The sequence below is a fragment of the Rhodococcus sp. PBTS 1 genome (assembly GCF_001620025.1).
Classification (GTDB): domain Bacteria; phylum Actinomycetota; class Actinomycetes; order Mycobacteriales; family Mycobacteriaceae; genus Rhodococcoides; species Rhodococcoides kroppenstedtii.
This window is the reverse complement of record NZ_CP015219.1, coordinates 3015536-3038270: the sequence shown is the minus strand read 5'-3', so window position 1 is coordinate 3038270 and position 22735 is coordinate 3015536. Positions and strand designations below refer to the sequence as shown.

Below are 22735 nucleotides of genomic sequence, written 5' to 3'. Positions count from 1 at the left end.
CGACATCCCGGTGGGCACCGTGCGGCATGCCTGAGCGTCCACAACTGCGCCTGATAGACGGGATCCCGTCAATTCGACCGATATGTGGACGGTGACGCAGGTCGATCGGCGGGGGTGGAACACTCGGAGCCGTGGCACCCTCGAAAACCGTGGACCCGGCCGAACTCCGAGCGTCGCTGATCGCGGTGTCCGCCTGGCTCGACGACCCGTCGGTCCCGAAGCCTCCTCGCGCCGAGCTCGCGGCCGCCGTGCGGCTCAGCGCCCGGACGCTCGAGCAGACCGCGCCGGGATCGAGTGTCGAGGTGCGGGTACCGCCGTTCGTCGCGGTGCAGTGCATCGTCGGGCCCCGGCACACGCGCGGCACGCCGCCCAACGTGGTGGAGTGCGATCCGCGGACGTGGCTGCTGCTCGTGACCGGCCGGACCGAGTTCGCCGACGCCGTGCGGGGTGCGGGGGTGACGGCGTCCGGTGGGCGGGCCGGCGAGGTGGCGCACTGGTTGCCGCTCGTCCGGGTGTGACCCCGGCGCGTCAGTACTGCTCGGTGATCATGGTCGCGGTGGTACCCGGTTCCAGAGCCTCGAAGACGTGGGGCACGTCGCCGGGGTAGGAGAGGTAGTCGCCCGGGAGCAGCTCGACCGGGTCGTCCACCGGCCCGAGGCGCGCGCGGCCGGTGCCGAGCACCACGTGTTCGACGACGCCGTGCATGTGGGGATCGGACAGGCGGGGGCTGCCGGGATCGGCGGCGATGAGGTAGACGTCCCGACGCGCATTCGGCGGGCAGGACGTCAGCAGTGTGGCGCTGTATTCGGCCGCGTCGGAGGCGATGGCCGGACCCTCGCCGCGGCGCACGAGGCGTACCTCCTGGCGGGTCGGTTCGACCAACCGGGCGAACGGGACGTCGAGGGTCACCGACAACGCCCAGAGCGTCTCGACGCTGGGGTTGCCGGTGCCCGATTCGAGCTGCGACAGAGTCGATTTGGCGATTCCGGCGCGGCGGGCGACCTCCGCGAGGGACAGGCCGGTACGACGCCGCTCGCGCACCAGGGAGGCGGCGATCGCGGCGATGGGGGCGCGGTCGGACGGCACGGCGACCATTCTGGCACACCGTTCGGCACATGCGTCGATCGTTCGTCTTGACGAACCGGGCCGCTACCGTTCATCGTAGGAGTCATGCGTTCGATGATGCGAACGATCCGGCACGATCCGGACGTCGCGGTGCGAGACATCCTGGTGGTGTGCCTGGCCGACGCCCTGGTGGGAGCGTCGCTGGGCGCCATCGCCGTGGCCTCGGGCCTCCCGTGGTGGCTTCCGGTCCTGCTTTCGGTGGTCGTCTTCGCGGGCGCGTCGCAATTCGTCTTCGTCGGGGTCCTCGCCTCGGGCGGAACCGTGCTCGCCGCCGCGCTCGGCGCGCTCCTGATCAACGGCCGTCTCACCCCGCTGGCGTTCTCCGTCGCTCCCTTGCTGGGAGACAAGGCGGCCACCCGTCTTCTCGGGGCCCATCTGGTGACCGACGAGTCCGTCGCCTTCGCCACCGCGGCGACCACAACGGCCGGGCGACGTCGCACCTACTGGTTCTCCTCGATCGTGCTGTTCGTGCTGTGGAATCTCGGGGTGCTGGTCGGCACCGCGGTGGGGTCCGTCGTCGCCGATTCCGACGCCCTCGGACTCGACGCCGCCTTCCCCGCCGTCGTGCTCGCCCTGGTGATGCCGGCATTGCGCGACCGCATCACACGGCGCGCGGCGCTCGCCGGAGCCGTCGTCGCGCTCCTCGCGAACACGGTGGTGCCCGCGGGGGTGTCGGTGGTGGTCGCGCTGGCCGTGGTGGTGCCGATCGTGCTCCGCCGAGAGCGGAGCGCATCGTGAGCACGGCGAGCGCCACGGTCCTGGTCCTCGGCGTACTCGGACTCGCGGCCGGCACCTACCTGCTCCGGCTGGGCGGAATCGTGTTGCGCGGCAGGCGGACTCTGACTCCCGCCGCGGAACGGACCTTGGACGTCGCGGTGGCCGTCGTCTTCGTCGCGCTGGTCGCGACGTCCGCGTTTCCGGCCGGCGTCACGGCGTCGGGATTCGCCCTCCCGGCCGGTGTGCTCGTGGCCGCCGTCCTCGCCTGGCGCCGAGCCCCGTTCGTCGTCGTCGTGGTCGGCGCGGCCGCGGTGACGGCGGTGCTGCGTCTGTTGGGTGCGGCGTGATCACCAGGGACGGACGGGGGGCTTGACCCAGAGGATCTTCTCGTCCCGGTGCGGCCGCGTCTCCTCGGCTCGCCCGGCCGCCCATGCGTCCTTCTCGTCGAGGAGCCCGGCGACCACCGTCCAGGTCTCGTCGGTACTCGGTGGATTGAGGTCGGCCGCGCGCGCCAGTTTGCGACGGGTGGCCGCCGGCATCGTGGCGAGCTCACCGGAATCGATGCCGCGGTCCCAGAAGTAGCGCGCCAATGCGACGGCCTTCTCGCGTCGAGACCGCTCGGCGACGTCGGAGTGCGCGTAGCGGTCGTTCGCGCCGGACTCGCCGATCGTCACCACCCCCAGCTGCCCGGAATCCCCTTGAAGGGGCCGACCACGTCCGAGGTGATCCACCCGGCGTAGAAGCCGCCCTCCTGGGCCCGGGCGACCTCCCCGTCGAGTTCGCACGTCAGCTGGGCGGGGGAGAAGGACAGGGCGCCGGCGATGTCCGCGAACGTTGGAGTCGGCGTCTCGTAGCTCCACGCGCCGGCCTCGAGGACGGCGCCGTCGTCGCCCAGCACGTCCCAGTAGGTGGCGGCGCCCTTCCACTCGCACATCGTCGATCGCGCGCGGGATCGACGCAGACGCGCGGCATCGACGTCGTCACGCGGGACGTACCACGTCGGAGGGTGGCTGGTCTCGAGAACGCGATACGCGGACGTGCTGTCCGCGATCACCGCGTCGCCGAACCGCACCACCAGGTGCCGCGTCGACGATTCGAGTCGGGGCGGGCGGGGGTAGTCCCACACCGATTCCTGGCCCTCGCCGGGCTGCTCGGGCGTCACGCCGAGGGGAAGTCTGCCGACCATGGTCTCCATCATGCCTGCCGGAATCGGGCACACGGGGAACAAGTCGGGCGGTCCGACGGTTGCGCCCGGCGAGCGCCGTAGACTCGATCACTGGAATCGCTTCTGCGCTGTCCACGTGCGACCATCGTCCCAACCCCTCGCCGGCCCCTAGGGAGAGCTTGTCGTGACCCGTGCCGATCTCTCGGTCCACAGCCCCAACCTGCTGAGCACGCCCGATCTCGAGGGACCGGAGAACGAGCCCCGCGAGGAGTGCGGCGTCTTCGGTGTGTGGGCGCCCGGCGAGGACGTCGCCAAGATGACCTACTACGGCCTCTACGCGCTGCAGCACCGCGGCCAGGAGGCGGCCGGCATCGCCGTCGCCGACGGCGCGCAGGTGCTGGTGTTCAAGGACCTCGGCCTGGTCAGCCAGGTGTTCGACGAGCAGACCCTCGCCGCCATGAACGGCCACGTCGCCATCGGACACTGCCGCTACTCCACCACCGGATCCACCACGTGGGAGAACGCGCAGCCGATCTTCCGGACCACCGCCGCGGGCAGCGGCGTGGCGCTCGGCCACAACGGCAACCTGGTCAACACCGCGGCCCTGTCCGACCGGGCGCGGGAGGCGGGCATCATGGGTCGCCCTCGCGGCACCGGTGCCACCTCGGACTCCGACGTGGTGGGTGCGCTGCTGGCCCACGGCGCGGCCGACAGCACCATCGAACAGGCCGCGATGGAGCTGCTGCCCACCCTCGAGGGTGCGTTCTGCCTCACGTTCATGGACGAGAACACCCTCTACGCGGCTCGCGATCCGCACGGGGTGCGCCCGCTCTCGCTCGGTCGCCTCGACCGCGGCTGGGTGGTCGCATCCGAGACGGCGGCGCTCGACATCGTCGGTGCCTCGTTCGTCCGCGACATCGAGCCGGGCGAACTGCTCGCCATCGACGCCGACGGCGTCCGCTCGTCGCGCTTCGCCGCCCCCGAGCCCAAGGGGTGCGTCTTCGAGTACGTCTACCTCGCGCGCCCTGACAGCGTCATCGGCGGTCGGTCGGTGCACTCGACGCGCGTCGAGATCGGCCGACGCCTGGCCGAGGAGCACCCGGCCGAGGCCGACCTGGTCATCCCGGTTCCCGAGTCCGGCACGCCCGCGGCCGTCGGGTACGCGCAGGGGTCGGGCATTCCCTACGGTCAGGGTCTGATGAAGAACGCCTACGTGGGCCGCACCTTCATCCAGCCCTCGCAGACCATCCGCCAGCTCGGCATCCGGCTCAAGCTGAATCCGCTGCGCGAGGTCATTCGCGGTAAACGTCTCGTGGTGGTGGACGACTCGATCGTCCGCGGCAACACCCAGCGCGCCCTGGTTCGGATGCTGCGTGAGGCCGGCGCCCTCGAGATCCACGTGCGCATCGCCTCCCCGCCCGTGCGGTGGCCCTGCTTCTACGGCATCGACTTCGCCTCACCCGCCGAGTTGATCGCCAACGGCATGGACTCCGAGGACGGCATGCTCGAGGGCGTGCGTCAGGCGATCGGTGCGGACTCGCTGGGCTACATCTCCATCGACGGCATGATCGGCGCCTCCGAGCAGCCCTCGACCCGGCTGTGCGCGGCGTGCTTCGACGGCAACTACCCCATCCCGCTCCCGAAGGAGACCGCGATGGGCAAGAGCGTGCTCGAGAAGCTGTTCGCCTCGGCCTCGGGGCTGGACGCTCCCGCCGACGACGACAACGTGAGCGCGCTCTCCCGCCCCTGACGCCGTGCTGATCCGTCGCGCCGTCGCCGAGGCCATCGCCGCCGGAACGGTGCGCGTGCAGTACCGGCGGTGGTCGAAACGTCGCGTCAAGGTCGGGACGTGGATCCACACGCCGGCCGGCGTGATCGTCGTCGACGCGATCACGGAGGTCGACCCCGCGACGTTGACCGACGACGACGCCCGGGCGGCCGGGGAGACGTCGGTTGCGCAGCTGCGCAAGGGTTTTCGCGGCGGCGACGGTGATCCCGTGTGGCGGATCGAGGTGTCGTTCGGCGGGGAGGATCCGCGGATCGCCCTGCGCGAGGAGGACGATCTCACCGACGACGAGCTGGCCGCCCTGCGCGCGAAGGTCGACGCGATGGACGCGCGAGCGGAGACCCCGTGGGCGTGGGCGACGCTGGAGTTGATTCGCGATCACCCGGCGGTGCTGTCGGCGGATCTCGGAGCGCGGCTGGGGCTGGAGCGCGACGTGTTCAAGCCGCGGGTGCGGCGCCTGAAGGCGCTCGGTCTGACGGAGAGCCTGCGGATCGGCTACCGGCTGTCGCCGCGGGGGGAGCGGGTGGTCGACGCCTCCGGTCGGACAGGCCGACAGCCCTACCGGTAGGGACCGGTCATGACTGAATTACGCATTCGACACACGGCTGTCACACCGTCTCGGTAATCTCCCGTTCACCGAAACGCACTGTCGTACGACATCCGTCTGCCGTGCGACGACGAACGAAGGATCACCCACCATGAGCGTGCCCTCCCGAGGACGCACCGCGCGCGTGTTCAGCACCCGAACCGCCGCCGTGTCCCTCATGTCCGTAGCCGCCCTCACGGCGGCGGCCTGCGGTTCCGGCCGTACCGACGGCGGCGGCGAGGGTGGCGAGGCCGCCGGCGACGCCCTGGTGGTGGGCACCACCGACCAGGTCTACTCGCTCGATCCGGCCGCCTCGTACGACAACGGCTCGTTCACCATCATGAACCAGGTCTATCCGTTCCTGATGAACTACGCGCCCGGCAGCGACGAGCTGCAGCCCGATGCCGCGGAGAACTGCGAGTTCAGCCAGCCCACCGTGTACACGTGCACGCTGAAGGAGGGGCTGACCTTCGCCAATGGCAACGCCCTGACCAGTGAGGACGTGAAGTTCTCCTTCGACCGCATCGTCTCCATCGACGACCCCAACGGGCCGTCCTCGCTGCTCGCGAACCTCGACTCCGTGGCCGCTCCGGACGACCGCACGGTCGAGTTCACGCTGAAGGCGCCGAACGACCAGACCTTCCCGCAGGTGCTCGCCACCAACACCGGACCCATCGTGGACTCGCAGGTGTTCTCGGCCGACGCGATCCTCGACGACGACGCGGTGGTGGCCGGCAAGCCGTTCGCCGGTCCGTACTCGATCGACAGCTACGAGAAGAACTCCCTGGTGAGCTTCTCCGCATTCGACGGCTACCAGGGCGCGCTCGGCACACCGAAGACGTCGGCGGTCACGCTGCGCACCTACACCAGCGCGGACAACCTCAAGCTGGACATGCAGAACAAGTCCATCGACGTCGCGTGGCGGTCGCTCACCCCGACCGACATCGAGTCGCTCGAGGGCACCGAGGGCCTGACGGTGCACGAGGGACCCGGCGGCGAGCTGCGCTACGTCGTGTTCAACCTGAACACGATGCCCGGCGGAACCCCGGAGCAGAAGCTGGCGATCCGCAAGGCCGTCGCGGCGTCGGTCGACCGTGACGCACTGTCCGAGAACGTCTACAAGGGCACGTTCACCCCGGCCTGGTCGGTGGTCCCCAGCGGACTCGAGGGTGCCAACACCGCGTTCAAGGACATCTACGGCGAGTCGCCGAACACGGACGAGGCCGCGAAGTTCCTGTCCGACGCCGGCGTTCAGACGCCCGTCGCGGTGAACCTGCAGTACAACCCGGACCACTACGGCTCGAGCTCGTCCGAGGAGTACGCCGCGGTCAAGGCGCAGCTCGAGGACACCGGCCTGTTCACGGTCAACCTGCAGTCGACCGAGTGGAACACCTACAACAAGGAGCGCGTCGCGGACACCTACCCCGTGTACCAGCTCGGCTGGTTCCCGGACTTCCCGGACGCCGACAACTACCTGACGCCGTTCTTCGCGCCGGACAACTTCCTGCAGAACCACTTCGACAACCCCGAGATCACGGCGTTGATCGACGCCGAGCGCACCGAGACGGACGAGGCTCGTCGCAGCGAGATCATCGGGGAGATCCAGACCAAGATGGCGCAGGACCACGTCTCGACGTTGCCGTTGCTCGAAGGCAAGCAGATCGCGGTCTCGACCGACTCCGTCAGCGGCGTCGACGAGACCCTCGACGCGTCGTTCAAGTTCCGCTTCACGCCCATCGCGAAGGGCTGAGCATGACCGCCACCACGCCGAACGAGGCGTCGGTGGGGAAGCAGTCACGGGCGAGCGCGTCGTCACGCTACGGCGCGCTCGCCCGCTATCTCGTGATCCGGTTCCTGCTGATCGTGCCGACGGCGTGGATCCTGGTCACGGTGGTCTTCTTCCTCATGCGCGTGCTCGGAGACCCCATCAGTGCCGCCCTCGGCGGGCGGCTGCCCGCCGACCAGATCGCCGAGCGCCGCGCCGCCGCGGGCTACGACCGGCCCATCCTGGTCCAGTACTGGGAGTACCTCACCGGTCTGGTGCGTGGTGACTTCGGTCGCGCCGCGACCAACAACCAGGAGATCAGCAGCGTGCTGATCACCAACGGCGCCGCCACGCTCGAGCTCGCGTTCTGGGCGCTGCTCGTGGCCTTCGCCGTCGGGATCCCGCTCGGGTTCTACGCCGCCACGCGTCGGGATTCCTTCTCGGACGGCACCCTGCGCATCCTCGCCATCCTCTTCTACGCCGCGCCGGTGTTCTTCGTCGGCATGCTGCTCAAGCTGGTGTTCGCCGTGAAACTGGGCTGGCTTCCCGTCGCCGGTCGGGCGAGCACCGACGTCGAACTGGCGCTGCAGAACGTCTCGCCGAAGACCAACATTCTGTTGATCGACTCCATCCTCTACGGCGAGCCCTCCTACACCGTCGACGTGCTGAAGCACGCCGTCCTTCCGGCGATCGCGCTCGGACTGCTCACGGCCGGGGTGTTCCTGCGTCTGGTGCGCGTCAACCTGCTGCAGACCCTGCAGGCCGGGTACGTCGACGCCGCGCGCGCCCGCGGACTCGCGGCGCGCACCGTCGCCCGTCGGCACGCGTTCCGCAACGCGCTCATCCCCGTCGTGACCGTGATGGGACTGCAGATCGCGATGCTGCTCGGCGGCGCCGTCCTCACCGAGACCACCTTCGAGTGGCAGGGCCTGGGCTACCAGCTCGCCCGCTACCTGCAGGCGCGGGACTTCGTCGCCGTCCAGGGCATCGTCACCTTCCTGGCCATCGTCGTCGCGGTGATCAGCTTCCTCACCGACGCGATCGTGGCGCTCGTCGACCCGCGAGTGAGGTTCTGATGACCATCGAAGTAACCGTCGGCGAGATCGAGGCGCCGAAGCGTCGGCGCGGGGTGCCGGGTCTGGCGATCGTCCGGTCGAGCGCCGGACTGCAGAAGGCCACCATCGTCATCGGCCTGATCCTCGTGGCCGCGTTCGTGATCATGGCCGTCTTCGCCCCGATCATCGCGCCCTACGGGTTCTCCCAGACGTCCTCGGACGGAGTCGAGTTCGCCCGGCAGGCGGGACCGAGCGCCGACCACCTCTTCGGCACGTCGGTGCGCGGGGAGGACGTCTTCTCCCGCGTCGTGTGGGGCGCCCGCACGGCGTTGCTGGTGATCGGCGTGTCCCTGGTGCTCTCCATCGCCGTCGGGGTGCCCCTGGGACTGCTGTCCGGCTACATCGGGCGCTGGGTCGACCGCGTGCTGGTGTTGTTCATGGACGCGATGTACGCCTTTCCGAGTCTGCTGCTGGCCGTGGTGGTCTCGATCGTCGTGGCCGGCGGGCAGTCCAGCAGCTTCGGCGGCGTGCTGTCGGCGGCGGTCGCGATCACCGCGGTGTTCGTGCCGCAGTACTTCCGGGTGGTGCGCAACGCCACGGTGTCGGTGAAGACCGAGCCGTACGTCGACGCCGCCCGGGTCACCGGGGCGAGCCCGCTGCGCATCATGTTCCGGCACATCCTCGCCAACGTCACGCAGACGCTGCCGGTGATCCTCACGCTCAACGGTGCGGAGGCCATCCTCACGCTCGCCGGACTGGGCTTCCTGGGGTTCGGCATCGAACCGACGTCGGCGTCGGAGTGGGGATACGACCTCAACAAGGCACTGCCGGACATCTCGAACGGCATCTGGTGGACGTCGATCTTCCCCGGCACGGCCATCGTGCTCGTGGTGCTCGGCATGACCATGGTCGGCGAATCCGTCAGCGAGACTCTCAATCCCGTGCTGCGTACGCGCCGTCGGGCAAAGGACGGATCATGACCACGCCAGCCCTCACCCTCACGGACCTGTCGGTCACCTTCGCCACCGACGCCGGCGCCGTCCGCGCCGTCTCCGGGGTCTCCTTCGACGTCCGCCCGGGTGAGGTGCTCGCCGTGGTGGGGGAGTCCGGGTCCGGCAAGTCCGTCAGCGTGCGGTCCGCCATCGGGCTCCTGCCCTCCACGGCATCGGTACGTGGCTCGGTCACCCTCGGCGACCGCGAGGTGACCGGACTCGGCGACAAGCAGTGGGCGCAGCTGCGCGGCCGCGACGTGGCGATGGTGTTCCAGGAGCCGGGCAGCGCGCTGGACCCTCTCTTCACCGTCGGCTACCAGATCGTCGAGGCGCTGCGCGCCCATCCCGGTCCCGACGGCAACCGGATGGACAAGAAGGCCGCACGCCGCCGCGCGGTCGAGTTGCTCGAGCTGGTCGGCCTGCCCGACCCGGAGCGTCGCTTCGGCTACTACCCGCACGAGCTGTCCGGCGGGCAGAAGCAGCGGGTCATGATCGCGATCGCCATTTCCTGCGAGGCCAAGGTGATCATCGCCGACGAGCCGACGACGGCCCTCGACGTCACCGTGCAGGCCGAGATCCTGGACCTCCTGCGCGACCTCAAGGACCGGCTGGGCTGCGCGATCGTCCTCATCACGCACAGCATGGGCGTCGTGGCCGACATCGCCGATCGCGTCGTGGTGATGAAGGACGGGGAAGTGGTCGAGGAGGCCACCGTGCACGACCTGTTCGAGTCCCCGTCGGCCGAGTACACCCGCACGCTGCTCGCCGCCGTGCCGACCCTCGACCCGGTGGTGGCCGACCGCGCCGTCTCCGACGAGGTGGTGCTCTCGGTGCGCGACCTCACCGTGCAGTTCCCGGGCGGCATCGGCCAACCGGTGTTCCGCGCCGTCGACGACGTCACGTTCGACCTGCACCGCGGCGAGACGCTCGGCCTGGTGGGGGAGTCGGGTTCCGGCAAGTCGACCATCGGGCGCTGCGTCGCAGCCCTGCAGAAGCCGACGTCGGGCACCGTCGAGGTGCTCGGCCAGGACGTCGGTCGACTGCGCGGCAAGGACCTGAAGGCGCTGCGCAAGCGGTTCGGCTTCGTCTTCCAGGATCCGTCGACCTCCCTCAACCCTCGGCTCACGGTCGGGAAGGCGGTGGCCGAGCCGCTGATCGTGCACGGGGTGGGCAAGGCCGAGATCGAGCGCACCGTGCGGGAGTGGCTCGATGCCGTGAAGCTGCCGTCCGGCACCGACGCCCGATATCCCCACGAGCTCTCCGGCGGTCAGCGGCAACGCGCGTCGCTCGCTCGCGCGCTGGTGCTGAAGCCGGACCTGCTGGTGGCCGACGAGCCCACCAGTGCCCTCGACGTCTCCGTTCAGGCGGCGGTGCTGGACCTGTTCGAGGAGCTGCAGACGGAGTTGCAGTTCGCGTGCCTGTTCGTCAGCCACGACCTGGCCGTCGTCGATCGCCTGGCCCACCGGGTCGCGGTGCTGCGTCACGGTGCCGTCGTGGAACTGGGCACGCCCGCGCGCATCCTGCGCGAGCCCGCCGAGGAGTACACCCGCCGCTTGATCGCGGCGATTCCCGAGCCGAGGGTCACGCGGGACCGCCCGTGAGGGTGCTCCGGTACCGTAAGGGCGCATTCGGCTCGGATTCCGGGTCGCACCACGACAGCAGTTACGGAGCGCCACACCCATGACCGACGAGACCCACCAGCACGGCAGCGCCCCGTCCTCGGGAGGCGCGTCGTACGCGGCAGCGGGGGTGGACATCGAGGCGGGTGACCGCGCCGTCGAGTTGTTCGCGCCGCTGGCCAAGCGGGCGACGCGGCCCGAGGTCATGGGTGGTCTCGGCGGGTTCGCGGGCCTGTTCGCGCTCAAGGGCGGGTACCGCGAGCCCCTGCTCGCCGCCTCGACCGACGGCGTCGGCACCAAGCTCGCCGTCGCCCAGGCCCTGGACAAGCACGACACCGTCGGCATCGACCTCGTCGCCATGGTGGTCGACGACCTCGTGGTGTGCGGGGCCGAACCGCTGTTCCTGCAGGATTACATCGCGGTCGGCCGCGTCGTCCCCGAGCACGTCGCCCAGCTGGTCGCCGGTATCTCGGACGGCTGCGTCCAGGCCGGCTGCGCCCTGCTCGGCGGCGAGACCGCCGAGCACCCGGGCATGATGGCCGACGGTGAGTACGACCTCTCCGCGACCGGCGTCGGCGTCGTCGAGGCGGACGACGTGCTGGGTCCGGACCGGGTGCGGCCCGGCGACGTGGTGATCGCCATGGGCTCCTCCGGTCTGCACTCCAACGGCTACTCGCTCGCCCGCAAGGTGCTGCTCGAGATCAGCCGGATGTCGCTGACCGGGCACGTCGAGGAGTTCGGCCGCACGCTCGGCGAGGAGATGCTCGAGCCCACCCGCATCTACGCCAAGGACTGCCTCGCGCTCGCCGCCGAGACCGACGTGCGCACCTTCTGCCACGTGACCGGCGGTGGACTGGCCGCCAACCTCGCCCGTGTCATGCCGAAGGGCCTGGTCGCCGAGCTGGATCGAGGCACGTGGTCGCCCGCGCCGATCTTCGCGATGATCGCCCAGCGCGGCCGTGTCGACCGCGCCGAGATGGACAAGACGTTCAACATGGGGGTCGGCATGGTCGCCGTCGTCGCTCCTGAGGATGTCGACCGCGCGATGGCCGTGCTCACGGCCCGCCATATCGACTGCTGGACCCTCGGCACGGTGCGCAAGGCCGACAACGGGGCGGACGAGCGGGCCGTCCTCGTGGGCAACCACCCGCGCTTCTAGGGTGCGGCCGGCCGTTTCCCGGCCGACCTCACGGGCACCCGTCGGCCATGACCTACGACGGATTCGACACCATGCCCATCGCCGGCCAGTGGCGCGTCGGCCGGCTGGGTGAGACGGCGGACGACGTCGACCCCTGGTCCGACGACGTTCTCGTGCGCCTTCCGCTGGCCAACGCCGACGACGCCGACGCGGCCTTCCGCGGCGCCGCCGACGCGCAGCCGGACTGGGCCGCCACCCTGCCCACCGAACGGGCCGAGGTCTTCCACCGCGCGGCGCGCATCATGGAGGACCGCCGGGACGAGATCGTCGACTGGCTGATCCGCGAGGCCGGCGGTATCCGGCCTCGTGCGGAGTGGGAATGGACGGCGGTCCGGGCCGTTCTGCTGGAATCGGCGAGCTATCCCACGCGGGCGGCCGGCGCGATCCTGCCCGCCGCGTTGATCCCCGGCAAGGAGAACCGGGTGTACAAGCGGCCGCTGGGGGTCGTCACCGTCATCAGCCCCTGGAACTTCCCGCTGCAACTGTCGGCGCGGTCCGTCGCTCCTGCCCTCGCGCTCGGCAACGCCGTGGTGCTCAAGCCGGCGAGTACCACCCCGATCACCGGGGGTCTGCTCCTGGCCAAGATCCTCGAGGAAGCGGGACTCCCACCCGGCGTCCTGTCGGTGGTCATCGGGCCCAGCCGCGAACTCGGCGACGTGGTGGTCACCCACCCGCTCACCCGGTTCGTGTCCTTCACCGGGTCGACGCCCGTCGGCGAGCACATCGCCACGACGGCCCCGATGACGCGGCGCGCGCTCGAACTCGGCGGCAACGGCCCGCTGCTGATTCTGGACGACGCCGACCTCGAGGCCGCCGTCGACGCCGCCACGTTCGGCTCCTTCTTCCACCAGGGCCAGATCTGCATGGCCACCAATCGCGTGGTGGTCGCCGACGCCGTGTACGACGAGGTGGTGGACCGTCTCACCGAGCGGGTGCGGGCGCTCGTCACCGGCGACCCGAAGGACCCGGCGACGCAGATCGGTCCGATCATCGACGACGATCAGCTCGGCCACGTCCTCGACCTCGTCGAGCGCGCCGAGAAGGACGGCGCCGACGTCCGCGTCCGTGGGGAACGGTCCGGTCCCGCCGGACGCGTGCTGGGCCCCCATCTGCTGCTGGGGACCAACGACTTCGCCACCGCCGCCGAGGAGGTGTTCGGCCCCGTCGCCACCGTGATCCGTGCGCGGGACGACGACGATGCGGTGCGCATCGCGAACGACACCGAGTACGGGCTGTCGAGCGCGGTGTTCTCGCGCGACGTCGAGCGTGCGGTGCGGGTGGGGCTGCGCATCGACGCCGGCATGACCCACGTCAACGACACGACCGTCAACGACGAGCCCAACACCGCGTTCGGCGGTGAGAAGGGTTCCGGCATCGGCCGATTCGGCGGCGAGTGGGCCATCGACGAGTTCACGACCGACCATTGGATCGGCGTGCAGCACACCCGTCGGGACTACGCGATCTGACGGACGGGCCGTCTCACGACGACGTGCGGGGCACCCCTGAAATTCCAGGGAGTGCCCCGCACGTGGTGCGTCGGTATGGGGGAGTCAGCGCCGCCAATCTTCGTACTCGTCGTCCTCGTACCGGGACGGCTCCCGGTCGGCGAGTCCGTTCCGGTGCGAGTCGGGGGAGCCTGCGAGCTCTCGCTGGAGAGATTCGAAGTCCGTCGACGGTGAGCTGTACTTGAGCTCACGTGCAACTTTGGTCTGCTTTGCCTTAGCCCGGCCGCGGCCCATGGCTAACCCCCTCGCGAATAGCGGGGCGGCCTGGGATTTTTTGGCGGCCCCGTCTGATTGTGTGTTCTTCCTGTCCCACACAATAGCGTGCGAAAGTCCGACGCGCTCACACCGGATCGAGTGGCGCCGCGCGTCGTCTCGCCCGCGCCGCCATGTCCCGCGCCTCGCGGTGCACCTTGGGGGCGAAACCCTCGATGTCCAGCAGGGCGTCCATCGCCGCGACCGAGCTGCCGACGAACAGATCGCGCACCGTGACGCCGTGATCGGGCACGCCGGTGACCTCGACGAGGTCACCCGGGCCGACGTGTCCGGGGCGGACGACGCGGAGGTAGGTCCCCACGTCGCCCCGCTCGGTGAAGCGCTTCACCCAGCGCGGTTCCTCGGTCCAGCGGGCGAACGTCGCGCACGGCCGACGCGGAATGGTGACTTCGAGCACGGCGGTGCCGACGGCCCACGTGGAGCCGACGACGGCGTCGGTCACCGGCACACCGGACACGCGCAGGTTCTCCCCGAACCAGCCGGCGGGCACCGGCCGGCCGAGCTCGGTCGCCCACCGCGAGGCTTCGGCGTCGTCGTAGGCGTACACGGCCTGATCGGCTCCACCGTGGAATTTCACGTCGATCGAACGGTCGCCCACGAGTCCGAGTTCCGTGACCTCGACCGGTCCCGCGACGGGACGTTTGTCGATCGCCGAGTCGACGACGGCAGGCCGCGAGAGCGGGTGGAGCGTGTGCACCACGCAGACGTCCAGCAGACGGCCCGTCGGCACCGGATCCGTCGATTGGGAGGTGGTCACCGCCCGCGCAGTCGGTCGACGGCGGCGCGCCCGGCCTGGATCGCGGTGTCCGGGGCGTAGGAGTCCGGATCGATCGAGGCCGCGCAGGGGCCCGCGGTCAGCGCGGTGTCCACCGGGACAGCGCGCTTGATCAGGGCGAGTGCTATCGGGCCGAGTTCGAAGTGGTCCACCACCGTGCCGACGCGGCCGACCGTCCGGCCCTCCGCGGTGACGTCGTCACCCGTCTCGGGGCGACCGTCCGCGGACCCGTCGAGGTGCAGCAGCACCAGTCGGCGGGGAGGCTTGCCCAGGTTGTGCACGCGGGCGACGGTCTCCTGCCCGCGGTAGCAGCCCTTGTCCAGGTGCACCGCGCCGAACTCGGTGACGCCGCCGATCCAGCCCACCTCGTGCGGGATGGTCCGCTCGTCGGTGTCGAGACCGAGGCGGGGGCGGACCGTCTCCACCCGCAACGCCTCGTACGCCCAGCTGCCCGCTTCCCGCGCACCGGCGACGACGAACGTCGCCCACCATTCTTCGAGACGATCTCGCGGAACGAGCACGTCGAACGAGTCGGTGCGGGAGGGCCACGGCATGCGGCGGACGAAGCCGCCGTCCGGCAATACCGCCGCTGTTGTACCCGGCAGCTTCGCTGCGTCGTACGGCAGCTCCGGCACCGGCGCCCCCACCGCCCTCAACACGGACGGGGCCTGCGGGCCGATCAGGGACAGCACGGCCAGCTCGCCGCCGTCCCGCGGCTCCGCCTTGGACCAGAACACCATCTTCGTCAGGAACCCGAGCAGGGCGGGACCGCGCGCGGCCTCGGTGTCGATCCACGTGGTTCCGTCGAGGTCGGTGAGGACCAGGTGGTCCTCGACGCGTCCGTTGACGTCCAGGCTCAGGTTCTCCGCCGAGCGTCCGTCGGGCAACGACGCGATGTGCTGGGACGAGATGGTGTGCAGCCAGGTGAGGCGCTCCTCGCCCGTGACGGCGAGGACCGCGCGGGTGCTGCGGTCGATTACCGCGACCGAGGTCGCGGCAGCACGCTGCTCACCGAACGGGTCGCCGTAGTGCCAGGCGGTGCCGTGGTCGGGAAGTTCGGCCGGGGAGGCGACGGCCCCCGGACGGCCGAGAACGGGAGAGGGCTCTAACGGGCGATCGGAAGCGGCGGCCACGGCCCCAGTCTAGAAGCGTGTCGTGGTCGGGTGGAGGGGGCGTCGGTCGCCCGGCACTACCCTGACGCCATGAGCTCCCGCGTCGTGGTGACCCTGGCAGGCGACGTCCTCGATCCGACCCGTCCGGTCCTGCACGCCGACGACCTGGGTGCCGTCCGAGGCGACGGGGTGTTCGAGACCCTGTTGGTACGCGGCGGGAAGGCCTGCCGGGTGGACGCCCACCTGGCGCGACTGCGGCGGTCGGCGGCGGCCGTGGACCTCGCCGAGCCCGACGTCGACGCCTGGACTCGCGCGATCGGCATCGCCGCGACGGCCTGGGGCGCCGCCGAGGAGGGCGCGATGCGGCTCTACCTCAGCCGCGGCCGGGAGGACGGCGACGGCGGCGAGACCGCGCTGCTGACGGTCTCGGCGGTCCCCGCGCGCGTGGCGTCGGCACGCACGACCGGGGTGTCGGCGCTGACGCTGGCTCGGGGGTACTCGGTGGACGTGGCCGGCGCCGCGCCCTGGACGTTGCTGGGGGCGAAGACGCTGTCCTACGCGGTGAACATGGCCGCACTGCGGCACGCGCAGCGTGCGGGATTCGACGACGTGATCTTCCGCAGCGCCGAGGGCTACGTCCTCGAGGGGCCGCGTTCCACCGTGGTCGCCGTGACGGACCGGGTCATGACCACGCCACCGGTGGAGCACGGCGTGCTGCCGGGGACCACCGTCGACGCGCTCTACGACGTCGCCGGGTCGGCCGGGTTCACCTGCCGTCGGGCGCCGCTCCGCGTCGCGGATCTCGTTTTGGCCGACAGTGTCTGGATGGTGTCGTCCATCACCCTGGCCGCGAAGGTCCACACGCTGGGCGACACGGTGTACGGCGAGACGGCGCTCGACGCGACCGTGCGCGAGCTGGTGGACACGGCGATCTCCCGCTGACTCCCGCGCGTCGCAACCCGTGAGGTGACGCGCGTCGCCCATGACCGCGGACACAGTCCGTCGCTTTACTACTACGCGTAGTAGTAGCGTCCGGAGTGCAGGCCGACAGCCCTGACCTGCGGTCCGCGAGAGAAGTTGGCCATGGACGCACTCGATGTCTCCCGGTGGCAGTTCGGCATCACCACCGTCTATCACTTCCTGTTGGTTCCGTTGACCATCGGGCTCGCCCCGCTGGTCGCCGCCATGCAGACGATGTGGGTGATCACGGGCAAGGACTCGTGGTACCGACTCACCAAGTTCTTCGGCAAGCTCTTCCTGGTCAACTTCGCACTCGGCGTCGCCACCGGCATCGTGCAGGAGTTCCAGTTCGGCATGAACTGGTCGGAGTACTCGCGCTTCGTCGGCGACGTCTTCGGAGCGCCGCTCGCCCTCGAGGGACTCGTGGCGTTCTTCCTCGAGTCGACCTTCCTGGGGCTGTGGATCTTCGGGTGGAACCGGTTGCCGAAACTCGTGCACCTGGCGACGATCTGGCTGGTCGCGATCGGCGTCAACGCCTCCGCGTACTTCATCATCGCCGCCAACAGCTGGATGCAGCATCCGGTGGGGGCGATCTACAACCCCGATACCGGGCGGGCCGAGTTGGTCGACATCGTTGCCATGCTCACCAACAACACCGCGCTGGCCGCGTTCCCGCACGCGGTGGCCGGATCCTTCCTCACGGCAGCGACTTTCGTCGCCGGGATCGCCGGATGGTGGATGGTGCGCAGCGCCCGTCGCGGTGAGACGGGCCCGGAGTTCGACGCACGCAGCATGTTCCGGCCCGCCGCACGCCTGGCCTTCGTCGTCATGATCGTCTCCGGAGCCGCCCTCGCGGTCACCGGCGACATCCAGGGCAAGCTCATGTTCGACCAGCAGCCCATGAAGATGGCCTCCGCGGAATCGTTGTGCCACACCGAGACCGGCGCGTCCTTCTCCATCCTCACCATCGGCACGCACAACGACTGCGACAGCGTGCAGCACATCGTCGCCATCCCCGGCCTGACCTCGTTCCTGGCCGAGAGCGACACCGGTGCCACCGTGCAGGGCGTCACCGAACTGCAGGCGCAATACGAGCAGATGTACGGACCGGGCAACTACCGGCCCAATCTCTTCGTCACCTACTGGGCGTTCCGCGCCATGATCGGCCTCGCTGCCGGCTCGGCCGCGCTGGCGCTCGCCGGGCTGTGGGTGACGCGGGGCGGCCGAATTCCCGACCAGCGCTGGTTCTCTCGCCTGTCGCTGCTCGCGATCCCGACGCCGTTCCTGGCCAACAGCGCCGGGTGGATCTTCACCGAGATGGGTCGTCAGCCCTGGATCGTCGCCCCCAACCCGACGGGCGTCGACGCGATCCGACTGACCGTGGACCAGGGCGTGTCGGACCACCCGGTGGGCCTCGTCGTCGCCTCGCTCGCGACGTTCACGGTGGTCTACGCGGCGCTGGGGGCCGTGTGGTTCGGCCTCATGCGCCGCTACGTGCAGGCCGGGCCGCTGGAACACGATCGTCACCCGCACGCCGAGGCCGACGACACCGACGATTCCGACGGCACGGCCCGCCCGCTGTCGTTCGCGTACTAGGAGCACCGCCATGGCCACCCCCGAGTTCTGGTTCGTCCTCGTCACCGTCCTGTTCGTCGGTTACTTCGTGCTGGAGGGCTTCGACTTCGGCGTCGGCATGATCATGCCGATGCTGGGACGCGGCCCGACGGCCGAGATCACCGAGAAGCGACGACGCGTGGTACTCAACACGATCGGCCCGGTGTGGGACGGCAACGAGGTCTGGCTGATCACCGCGGGCGGCGTCCTGTTCGCCGCCTTCCCCGAGTGGTACGCCACGCTCTTCTCCGGGTTCTATCTGCCGCTGTTGCTGATCCTGGTCGCCCTCATTCTGCGCATCTGCGCCATCGAGTACCGGGGGAAGATCGACGACCCCGTCTGGCGGCGCCGCTGCGATCTGGGCATCGGCATCGGCTCCTGGGTACCGGCGGTGCTCTGGGGCGTCGCGTTCGCGAACATCGTGCGCGGCGTCGCCGTCGACGAGAACAAGAAGATCGTCTCCGGACTGCTCGATCTGCTGAACCCCTACGCCCTGCTCGGCGGCGCGACGACGGCACTGTTGTTCCTGTTCCACGGCGCGGTGTTCGTGGCGCTCAAGACGTCCGGCGACGTGCACCGCGACGCGGCCGCGCTCGCCGGGCGACTCGCCCTGCCCGCGACGGCCGCGACGGGCGCCTTCGCGCTCTGGACCCAGCTGGCGTACGGCAAGGATTGGACCTGGTGGCTGGTCGGCGTCGCGGTGGCCGCGCTGCTCGCCGCCGTCGTCGCCGCGCACGCCGGCCGGGATGGGTGGGCGTTCCTCGGCACCACCGTCACCATCGCCGGCGCCGTCGTCCTGCTCTTCGCCTCGCTGTTTCCCGCGGTGCTGCCGTCGACCCTCGATCCGGCCTGGTCGTTGACCGTCGAGAACGCGTCGTCGTCGGAGTACACGCTGCGGGTGATGGGGTGGGCGACCGTGATCGTCGCCCCGGTGGTGCTCGGATACCAGGCGTGGACCTACTGGGTCTTCCGGCGCCGACTGTCCGTCGCCGACATTCCGAAGTCCATCGGGCTGGCCCGATGACCACCCGACGTCGCCGGCGCGGGCCCGTCGACCCGCGTCTGTGGAGCCGGTCCGCGGCGGGTCGTCGCTACTTGCTCGTGTCGACCGGGCTGTCCCTGGTCACCACCGTCTGCGTGGTCGTGATTGCCATCGCGGTGGGCACGATCCTCGCCGGCGTGGTCACCGATCCGGCACGACGGACGCCCGGCGCCTGGACCGTCGAACTCACGATCCTGGGTGTCGCGGTGCTCGGCCGTGTCGTCGCGACGCATCTGCGTGCCCGCACCGCGCACCGCTCGGCGACGCGGGTGGTGCAGGACCTCACGGCCGACGCGCTGGACGCCGCGGCGCGTGTGCCCGACCGGCGTCTCGACCACCGGCGCGCGGAATGGACCACGGTGCTCACGCGCAGCCTCGACGGCCTGCGGCCCTACCTGACCGACTACGTCCCGTCGCTGCTCCTCGCCGCCACGGTGACACCGGCGGCGCTGGCGGTGGTGGCGTGGTTCGACCCGCTCTCGGCCGTCGTCGTCGCGGTGACGTTGCCGACGATCCCGGTGTTCATGATTCTCATCGGCCGGCTGACCGAGGGACGCTCGCGTCGCACGCTGGACGCCACCGCCGCACTGGCCGGGCGCCAGCTCGACCTGCTCGCCGGCGTCCCGACGCTCCGCGCACTCGGACGCGAGCAGGGTCCGGAGGAGCGCGTCGCCGAGCTCGGCGATCGCCACCGCCGCACCACGATGCGCGCGCTGCGCACCGCGTTCCTGTCCTCGATGGTGCTGGAACTGCTCGCGTCGTTGGGAGTCGCGCTCGTGGCGGTCACGATCGGTCTCCGGCTGGTGCGCGGTGAGATGGAGCTCGCCCCCGGCATCGTCGCGCTGATCCTCGCCCCGGAGATCTACTTCCCGCTGCGCGCGGTGGGTGCCGCCTTCCACGCGTCGGAGGACGGCGCGGAGGCGGCCGATCGCGTGTTCGCGCTGCTCGACGAGGACGCCGAACGACCACGAACGGGGACCGTCGATCCGCCTGTCGGACAACCGCTTCGATGGTACGGCGTCACGGTCGACGGATGGGACGGCCCGGCACCCCACGAGCTGTCCGCCGAGTGCCGGCCCGGCGAGGTCACCGTGCTGACCGGCCCCAACGGGTCCGGCAAATCGACCGCGCTCACCGTCGCGCTCGGCCTCACCGAACCCGATCGCGGCCGCGTCACGGTGGGCGACGTGGACGTCGCGGACCTCGACCTCGAGCGGTGGTGGGCGTCGGTGGCGTGGTTGCCCCAACGCCCCGCGATCACGGCCGGCACCATCCGCGACAACGTGTGGTGCGACGACGACGACCTCGTCACCGCCGCCGCGGCGACCACCGGTCTCGACGCCGTGGTGGCGTCCGCACCGGACGGGTGGGCCACCCGGTTGGGCGACGGCGGCGACGGCCTGTCGCTGGGGGAGCGGCAACGCCTGGCCCTGACGCGGACCCTGGCGTCGTCGGCGCGGGTTCTGCTGCTCGACGAGCCCACCGCTCACCTCGACTCCGCCGGTGCCGCAGCTGTTCTCGCGGCGCTGGTCCGCCTCGCCGCCGCGGGGCGCACGGTGGTGATCGTGGGGCACACCCCCGACGTGCTGGCCGCCGCGGACCGGGTGGTGAGCGTGACCGACGCACCGGTGTGGAGTTCGCGATGACCGACCTCCGCCGCGTCCTCGCCCTGGCCGATCTCGACGGTCGCCGCATCGCGTGGTCCGTGCTCGCCGGGGTCGCGACGCTCGGCAGCGCGCTCGCCCTGTCGGCGCTGTCCGCGTGGCTGATCCTCCGGGCGTGGCAGATGCCGCCCGTCCTGCACCTGTCCGTCGCCGTCGTGGCGGTGCGCGCGCTCGGCATCAGCCGCGGGATCTGCCGGTATCTCGAACGGCTGGCGACCCACGACGTCGCACTCCGCGGAACGGTCGCCCTGCGCGCAGCGCTGTATCGCGCTCTCGCTCAGAGGGAGTCGACGGCGGCCTGGCGACTGCGCCGCGGGGATCTCGTGGTCCGCACCGGCGACGACGTCGACGCGATCGGGGACGTCGTCGTGCGCGCGCTCGTGCCGGCCGCGGTCGCCGCCGTGCTCGCCGTCGCGTCGGTCGGACTGCTCGCCGCGTTCTCGCCGGCCGCCGCGGCGATCCTCGCGGGGTGTCTTCTCCTCGCGGGCGTCGTGGCGCCGATCCTCACCGCCCGCGCGCAGACCGACGACGACGCCGATCACGCCCGCGCCCGTGCGGACGCCGCAGCGTCCACGGTCCTGGCGATCGAGTCCGCCGCCGAACTGCGCGTCGCCGGTCGACTGGCGGACGTCCGCGCCCGCGCCGCGGCCGCCCGATGTGACGTCGCGGCCGCGGAGGATCGCGCCGCGCGATGGTCCGCTCTCGCTGCTGCGGCGGGGCCGCTCGCGACGGGCGTCGCGGTCGTCGGGGCCTTGCTGGTCGGGACGGTCGCGTACGGGTCCGGCACGGCCTTCGCCGGGGGCACGTCCCCGATGTCGCTCGCGATCGTCGTCCTCGTGCCGCTGGCCGCGTTCGAGGCCACGTCGGTCCTCCCCGCCGCCGCGGTCGCCGTGACGCGCGGCCGACTGGCGGCGCGGCGCATCGTGGACCTGATCGGGAGCGGTACGACGACGCCGGAGCCGCCGGTTCCCGGTGCGCGGCTCGCCACGGCGCGTCCCGAGCTGGTGCTCGACGGCGTCGTCGCCGGATATGCGACCGACCGAGGGACCGCGCCGATGACGACGACGATCGCTGCGGGCGAGCGGGTGGCCCTGGTGGGTCCCAGCGGGGTGGGAAAGACCTCGGTGGCGCTGACGGCCGCCGGCCTGCTGCCCGCCGTGGCCGGCACGGTGAGCCTCGGCGACGCCACCACCGGTCGACGCACCCTGTCCGACCTCGACCCGGCCGACGTTCGCGCCGCGGTGACCTTCTTCGCGGAGGATGCGCGGGTCTTCGAGACGTCGGTGTTCGAGAATCTTCGAGTGGTCCGGGGCGACCTCGGCGTCGACGAGGCGCTCGCCGCCCTCGACGCGACGGGATTGGGCGCGTGGGTGCGTGCGTTGCCCGACGGGCCGGACACGGTTCTCGTCGGGGGTGACCGGTCCCTCTCGGGAGGGCAACGTCGCCGGTTGCTGCTGGCCCGCGTCGTGGTGTCCCGCGCACCCGTCGTCATCGTCGACGAGCCCACCGAGCACCTCGACGACGCGAGCTCGGCGCGGTTGCTCGCCGCACTGCTCGACCCGGGGTCCGGCCTGCTGGATCCGGCGACCACGGCGGTGGTGATCACCCACCGTCCGGTTCCGGCCGGAGTGCGGACCCTCTCCTGTTCACCGGGAGAAAAAGTCGTTGCCGACTCCGCTCGGGCGGGCGTAGCGTCGTCGGTACACGAGAGAGGAGGTGGTTCGAAGTTGTATGACTTATGGACACGTGAGGTGGCTGCCCGCTAGCCGCACCCGCTGACGG

At 70.8% G+C, this 22735-nt stretch carries 22 protein-coding genes; 16 read left to right on the top strand and 6 right to left on the bottom strand.

Annotated elements, in window-relative coordinates; translation table 11 throughout:
- Positions 1 to 131 precede the first annotated feature (131 nt).
- A complete protein-coding gene (locus tag A3Q40_RS13880) occupies positions 132 to 518 on the top strand; it encodes a sterol carrier family protein (protein ID WP_068102998.1) in 387 nt (128 codons plus the stop codon).
- 10 nt (positions 519 to 528) lie between these two features.
- Here the strand turns inward: A3Q40_RS13880 and A3Q40_RS13875 are convergent, their stop codons facing one another.
- A complete protein-coding gene (locus tag A3Q40_RS13875; RefSeq protein ID WP_068102996.1) occupies positions 529 to 1095 on the bottom strand; it encodes a helix-turn-helix domain-containing protein in 567 nt (188 codons plus the stop codon).
- Positions 1096 to 1179: 84 nt separating this feature from the next.
- Here A3Q40_RS13875 and A3Q40_RS13870 point away from each other — a divergent pair, with 84 nt between their 5' ends.
- Together A3Q40_RS13870 and A3Q40_RS13865 are read left to right on the top strand one after the other, a co-directional pair.
- Positions 1180 to 1863 carry an AzlC family ABC transporter permease gene (locus tag A3Q40_RS13870; protein ID WP_371831479.1) on the top strand — a complete coding sequence of 228 codons (684 nt, stop codon included), beginning with the start codon at positions 1180 to 1182 and terminating at the stop codon, positions 1861 to 1863.
- Entirely contained in the window at positions 1860 to 2189 is a 330-nt protein-coding gene (locus A3Q40_RS13865) for an AzlD domain-containing protein (protein ID WP_170851491.1), read from the top strand. Before A3Q40_RS13870 ends, A3Q40_RS13865 begins: the two co-directional genes overlap by 4 nt.
- Here A3Q40_RS13865 and A3Q40_RS13860 read toward each other — a convergent pair whose 3' ends face one another.
- Together A3Q40_RS13860 and A3Q40_RS13855 are read right to left on the bottom strand one after the other, a co-directional pair.
- A complete protein-coding gene (locus A3Q40_RS13860; protein ID WP_235606310.1) occupies positions 2190 to 2516 on the bottom strand; it encodes a hypothetical protein in 327 nt (108 codons plus the stop codon).
- Entirely contained in the window at positions 2513 to 3040 is a 528-nt protein-coding gene (locus A3Q40_RS13855) for a DUF427 domain-containing protein (RefSeq protein ID WP_235606309.1), read from the bottom strand. Before A3Q40_RS13855 ends, A3Q40_RS13860 begins: the two co-directional genes overlap by 4 nt.
- Before the next feature lie 151 nt (positions 3041 to 3191).
- Between A3Q40_RS13855 and purF the strand changes: the two genes are divergently transcribed.
- The 8 genes from purF to A3Q40_RS13815 all read left to right on the top strand — a co-directional run bounded on the left by purF (position 3192) and on the right by A3Q40_RS13815 (position 13474).
- Complete coding sequence (purF, locus tag A3Q40_RS13850; RefSeq protein ID WP_068102990.1) at positions 3192 to 4757, top strand: amidophosphoribosyltransferase; 1566 nt, start codon at positions 3192 to 3194, stop codon at positions 4755 to 4757.
- Between the two features lie 4 nt (positions 4758 to 4761).
- Positions 4762 to 5361 carry an ASCH domain-containing protein gene (locus tag A3Q40_RS13845; RefSeq protein ID WP_068102989.1) on the top strand — a complete coding sequence of 200 codons (600 nt, stop codon included), beginning with the start codon at positions 4762 to 4764 and terminating at the stop codon, positions 5359 to 5361.
- Between the two features lie 196 nt (positions 5362 to 5557).
- Complete coding sequence (locus A3Q40_RS13840; RefSeq protein ID WP_068106263.1) at positions 5558 to 7129, top strand: ABC transporter substrate-binding protein; 1572 nt, start codon at positions 5558 to 5560, stop codon at positions 7127 to 7129.
- Between the two features lie 2 nt (positions 7130 to 7131).
- Positions 7132 to 8220 carry an ABC transporter permease gene (locus tag A3Q40_RS13835; RefSeq protein ID WP_082833927.1) on the top strand — a complete coding sequence of 363 codons (1089 nt, stop codon included), beginning with the start codon at positions 7132 to 7134 and terminating at the stop codon, positions 8218 to 8220.
- Positions 8220 to 9179 carry an ABC transporter permease gene (locus A3Q40_RS13830; RefSeq protein ID WP_068102988.1) on the top strand — a complete coding sequence of 320 codons (960 nt, stop codon included), beginning with the start codon at positions 8220 to 8222 and terminating at the stop codon, positions 9177 to 9179. The genes A3Q40_RS13835 and A3Q40_RS13830 overlap by 1 nt, the downstream gene beginning before the upstream one ends.
- A complete protein-coding gene (locus tag A3Q40_RS13825) occupies positions 9176 to 10792 on the top strand; it encodes an ABC transporter ATP-binding protein (protein ID WP_068102984.1) in 1617 nt (538 codons plus the stop codon). The genes A3Q40_RS13830 and A3Q40_RS13825 overlap by 4 nt, the downstream gene beginning before the upstream one ends.
- 79 nt (positions 10793 to 10871) lie before the next feature.
- On the top strand, positions 10872 to 11969 hold the full coding sequence (purM, locus tag A3Q40_RS13820) for a phosphoribosylformylglycinamidine cyclo-ligase (protein WP_068102982.1): 1098 nt from the start codon (positions 10872 to 10874) through the stop codon (positions 11967 to 11969).
- A gap of 47 nt (positions 11970 to 12016) precedes the next feature.
- Positions 12017 to 13474 carry an aldehyde dehydrogenase family protein gene (locus A3Q40_RS13815; protein ID WP_068102980.1) on the top strand — a complete coding sequence of 486 codons (1458 nt, stop codon included), beginning with the start codon at positions 12017 to 12019 and terminating at the stop codon, positions 13472 to 13474.
- An 84-nt stretch (positions 13475 to 13558) separates the two neighbouring features.
- Here A3Q40_RS13815 and A3Q40_RS19835 read toward each other — a convergent pair whose 3' ends face one another.
- The 3 genes from A3Q40_RS19835 to ygfZ all read right to left on the bottom strand — a co-directional run bounded on the left by A3Q40_RS19835 (position 13559) and on the right by ygfZ (position 15694).
- On the bottom strand, positions 13559 to 13747 hold the full coding sequence (locus A3Q40_RS19835; protein WP_072681144.1) for a DUF3073 domain-containing protein: 189 nt from the start codon (positions 13745 to 13747) through the stop codon (positions 13559 to 13561).
- A 106-nt stretch (positions 13748 to 13853) separates the two neighbouring features.
- Positions 13854 to 14543, bottom strand: a complete 690-nt coding sequence (locus A3Q40_RS13810) for an MOSC domain-containing protein (RefSeq protein WP_082833926.1) — start codon at positions 14541 to 14543, stop codon at positions 13854 to 13856.
- On the bottom strand, positions 14540 to 15694 hold the full coding sequence (ygfZ, locus tag A3Q40_RS13805; protein WP_068102979.1) for a CAF17-like 4Fe-4S cluster assembly/insertion protein YgfZ: 1155 nt from the start codon (positions 15692 to 15694) through the stop codon (positions 14540 to 14542). The genes A3Q40_RS13810 and ygfZ overlap by 4 nt, the downstream gene beginning before the upstream one ends.
- A gap of 69 nt (positions 15695 to 15763) precedes the next feature.
- On the opposite strand from ygfZ, the gene A3Q40_RS13800 reads away from it, so the two are divergent.
- The 5 genes from A3Q40_RS13800 to cydC all read left to right on the top strand — a co-directional run bounded on the left by A3Q40_RS13800 (position 15764) and on the right by cydC (position 22719).
- Complete coding sequence (locus A3Q40_RS13800) at positions 15764 to 16615, top strand: aminodeoxychorismate lyase (RefSeq protein WP_068102977.1); 852 nt, start codon at positions 15764 to 15766, stop codon at positions 16613 to 16615.
- Between the two features lie 141 nt (positions 16616 to 16756).
- Positions 16757 to 18229, top strand: coding sequence for a cytochrome ubiquinol oxidase subunit I (locus A3Q40_RS13795; protein ID WP_068102975.1), 1473 nt, complete (start codon positions 16757 to 16759; stop codon positions 18227 to 18229).
- 10 nt (positions 18230 to 18239) lie between these two features.
- On the top strand, positions 18240 to 19271 hold the full coding sequence (cydB, locus tag A3Q40_RS13790) for a cytochrome d ubiquinol oxidase subunit II (protein WP_068102974.1): 1032 nt from the start codon (positions 18240 to 18242) through the stop codon (positions 19269 to 19271).
- Entirely contained in the window at positions 19268 to 20935 is a 1668-nt protein-coding gene (gene cydD, locus A3Q40_RS13785; RefSeq protein ID WP_068102971.1) for a thiol reductant ABC exporter subunit CydD, read from the top strand. Before cydB ends, cydD begins: the two co-directional genes overlap by 4 nt.
- Entirely contained in the window at positions 20932 to 22719 is a 1788-nt protein-coding gene (cydC, locus tag A3Q40_RS13780; RefSeq protein ID WP_082834162.1) for a thiol reductant ABC exporter subunit CydC, read from the top strand. The genes cydD and cydC overlap by 4 nt, the downstream gene beginning before the upstream one ends.
- The last annotated feature ends 16 nt before the right edge of the window (positions 22720 to 22735 follow it).

Excerpts from the sequence above, each read along its gene's own strand:
- cydD (WP_068102971.1), top strand. The coding sequence starts at position 19,268 with ATGACCACCCGACGTCGCCGGCGCGGGCCCGTCGACCCGCGTCTGTGG.
- A3Q40_RS13870 (WP_371831479.1), top strand. The coding sequence starts at position 1,180 with ATGATGCGAACGATCCGGCACGATCCGGACGTCGCGGTGCGAGACATC.
- cydB (WP_068102974.1), top strand. The coding sequence starts at position 18,240 with ATGGCCACCCCCGAGTTCTGGTTCGTCCTCGTCACCGTCCTGTTCGTC.
- A3Q40_RS13835 (WP_082833927.1), top strand. The coding sequence starts at position 7,132 with ATGACCGCCACCACGCCGAACGAGGCGTCGGTGGGGAAGCAGTCACGG.
- A3Q40_RS13875 (WP_068102996.1), bottom strand. The coding sequence starts at position 1,095 with ATGGTCGCCGTGCCGTCCGACCGCGCCCCCATCGCCGCGATCGCCGCC.
- A3Q40_RS13800 (WP_068102977.1), top strand. The coding sequence starts at position 15,764 with ATGAGCTCCCGCGTCGTGGTGACCCTGGCAGGCGACGTCCTCGATCCG.
- A3Q40_RS13855 (WP_235606309.1), bottom strand. The coding sequence starts at position 3,040 with ATGATGGAGACCATGGTCGGCAGACTTCCCCTCGGCGTGACGCCCGAG.
- A3Q40_RS19835 (WP_072681144.1), bottom strand. The coding sequence starts at position 13,747 with ATGGGCCGCGGCCGGGCTAAGGCAAAGCAGACCAAAGTTGCACGTGAG.
- A3Q40_RS13840 (WP_068106263.1), top strand. The coding sequence starts at position 5,558 with ATGTCCGTAGCCGCCCTCACGGCGGCGGCCTGCGGTTCCGGCCGTACC.
- cydC (WP_082834162.1), top strand. The coding sequence starts at position 20,932 with ATGACCGACCTCCGCCGCGTCCTCGCCCTGGCCGATCTCGACGGTCGC.
- A3Q40_RS13830 (WP_068102988.1), top strand. The coding sequence starts at position 8,220 with ATGACCATCGAAGTAACCGTCGGCGAGATCGAGGCGCCGAAGCGTCGG.
- purM (WP_068102982.1), top strand. The coding sequence starts at position 10,872 with ATGACCGACGAGACCCACCAGCACGGCAGCGCCCCGTCCTCGGGAGGC.
- A3Q40_RS13825 (WP_068102984.1), top strand. The coding sequence starts at position 9,176 with ATGACCACGCCAGCCCTCACCCTCACGGACCTGTCGGTCACCTTCGCC.
- A3Q40_RS13795 (WP_068102975.1), top strand. The coding sequence starts at position 16,757 with ATGGACGCACTCGATGTCTCCCGGTGGCAGTTCGGCATCACCACCGTC.
- A3Q40_RS13815 (WP_068102980.1), top strand. The coding sequence starts at position 12,017 with ATGACCTACGACGGATTCGACACCATGCCCATCGCCGGCCAGTGGCGC.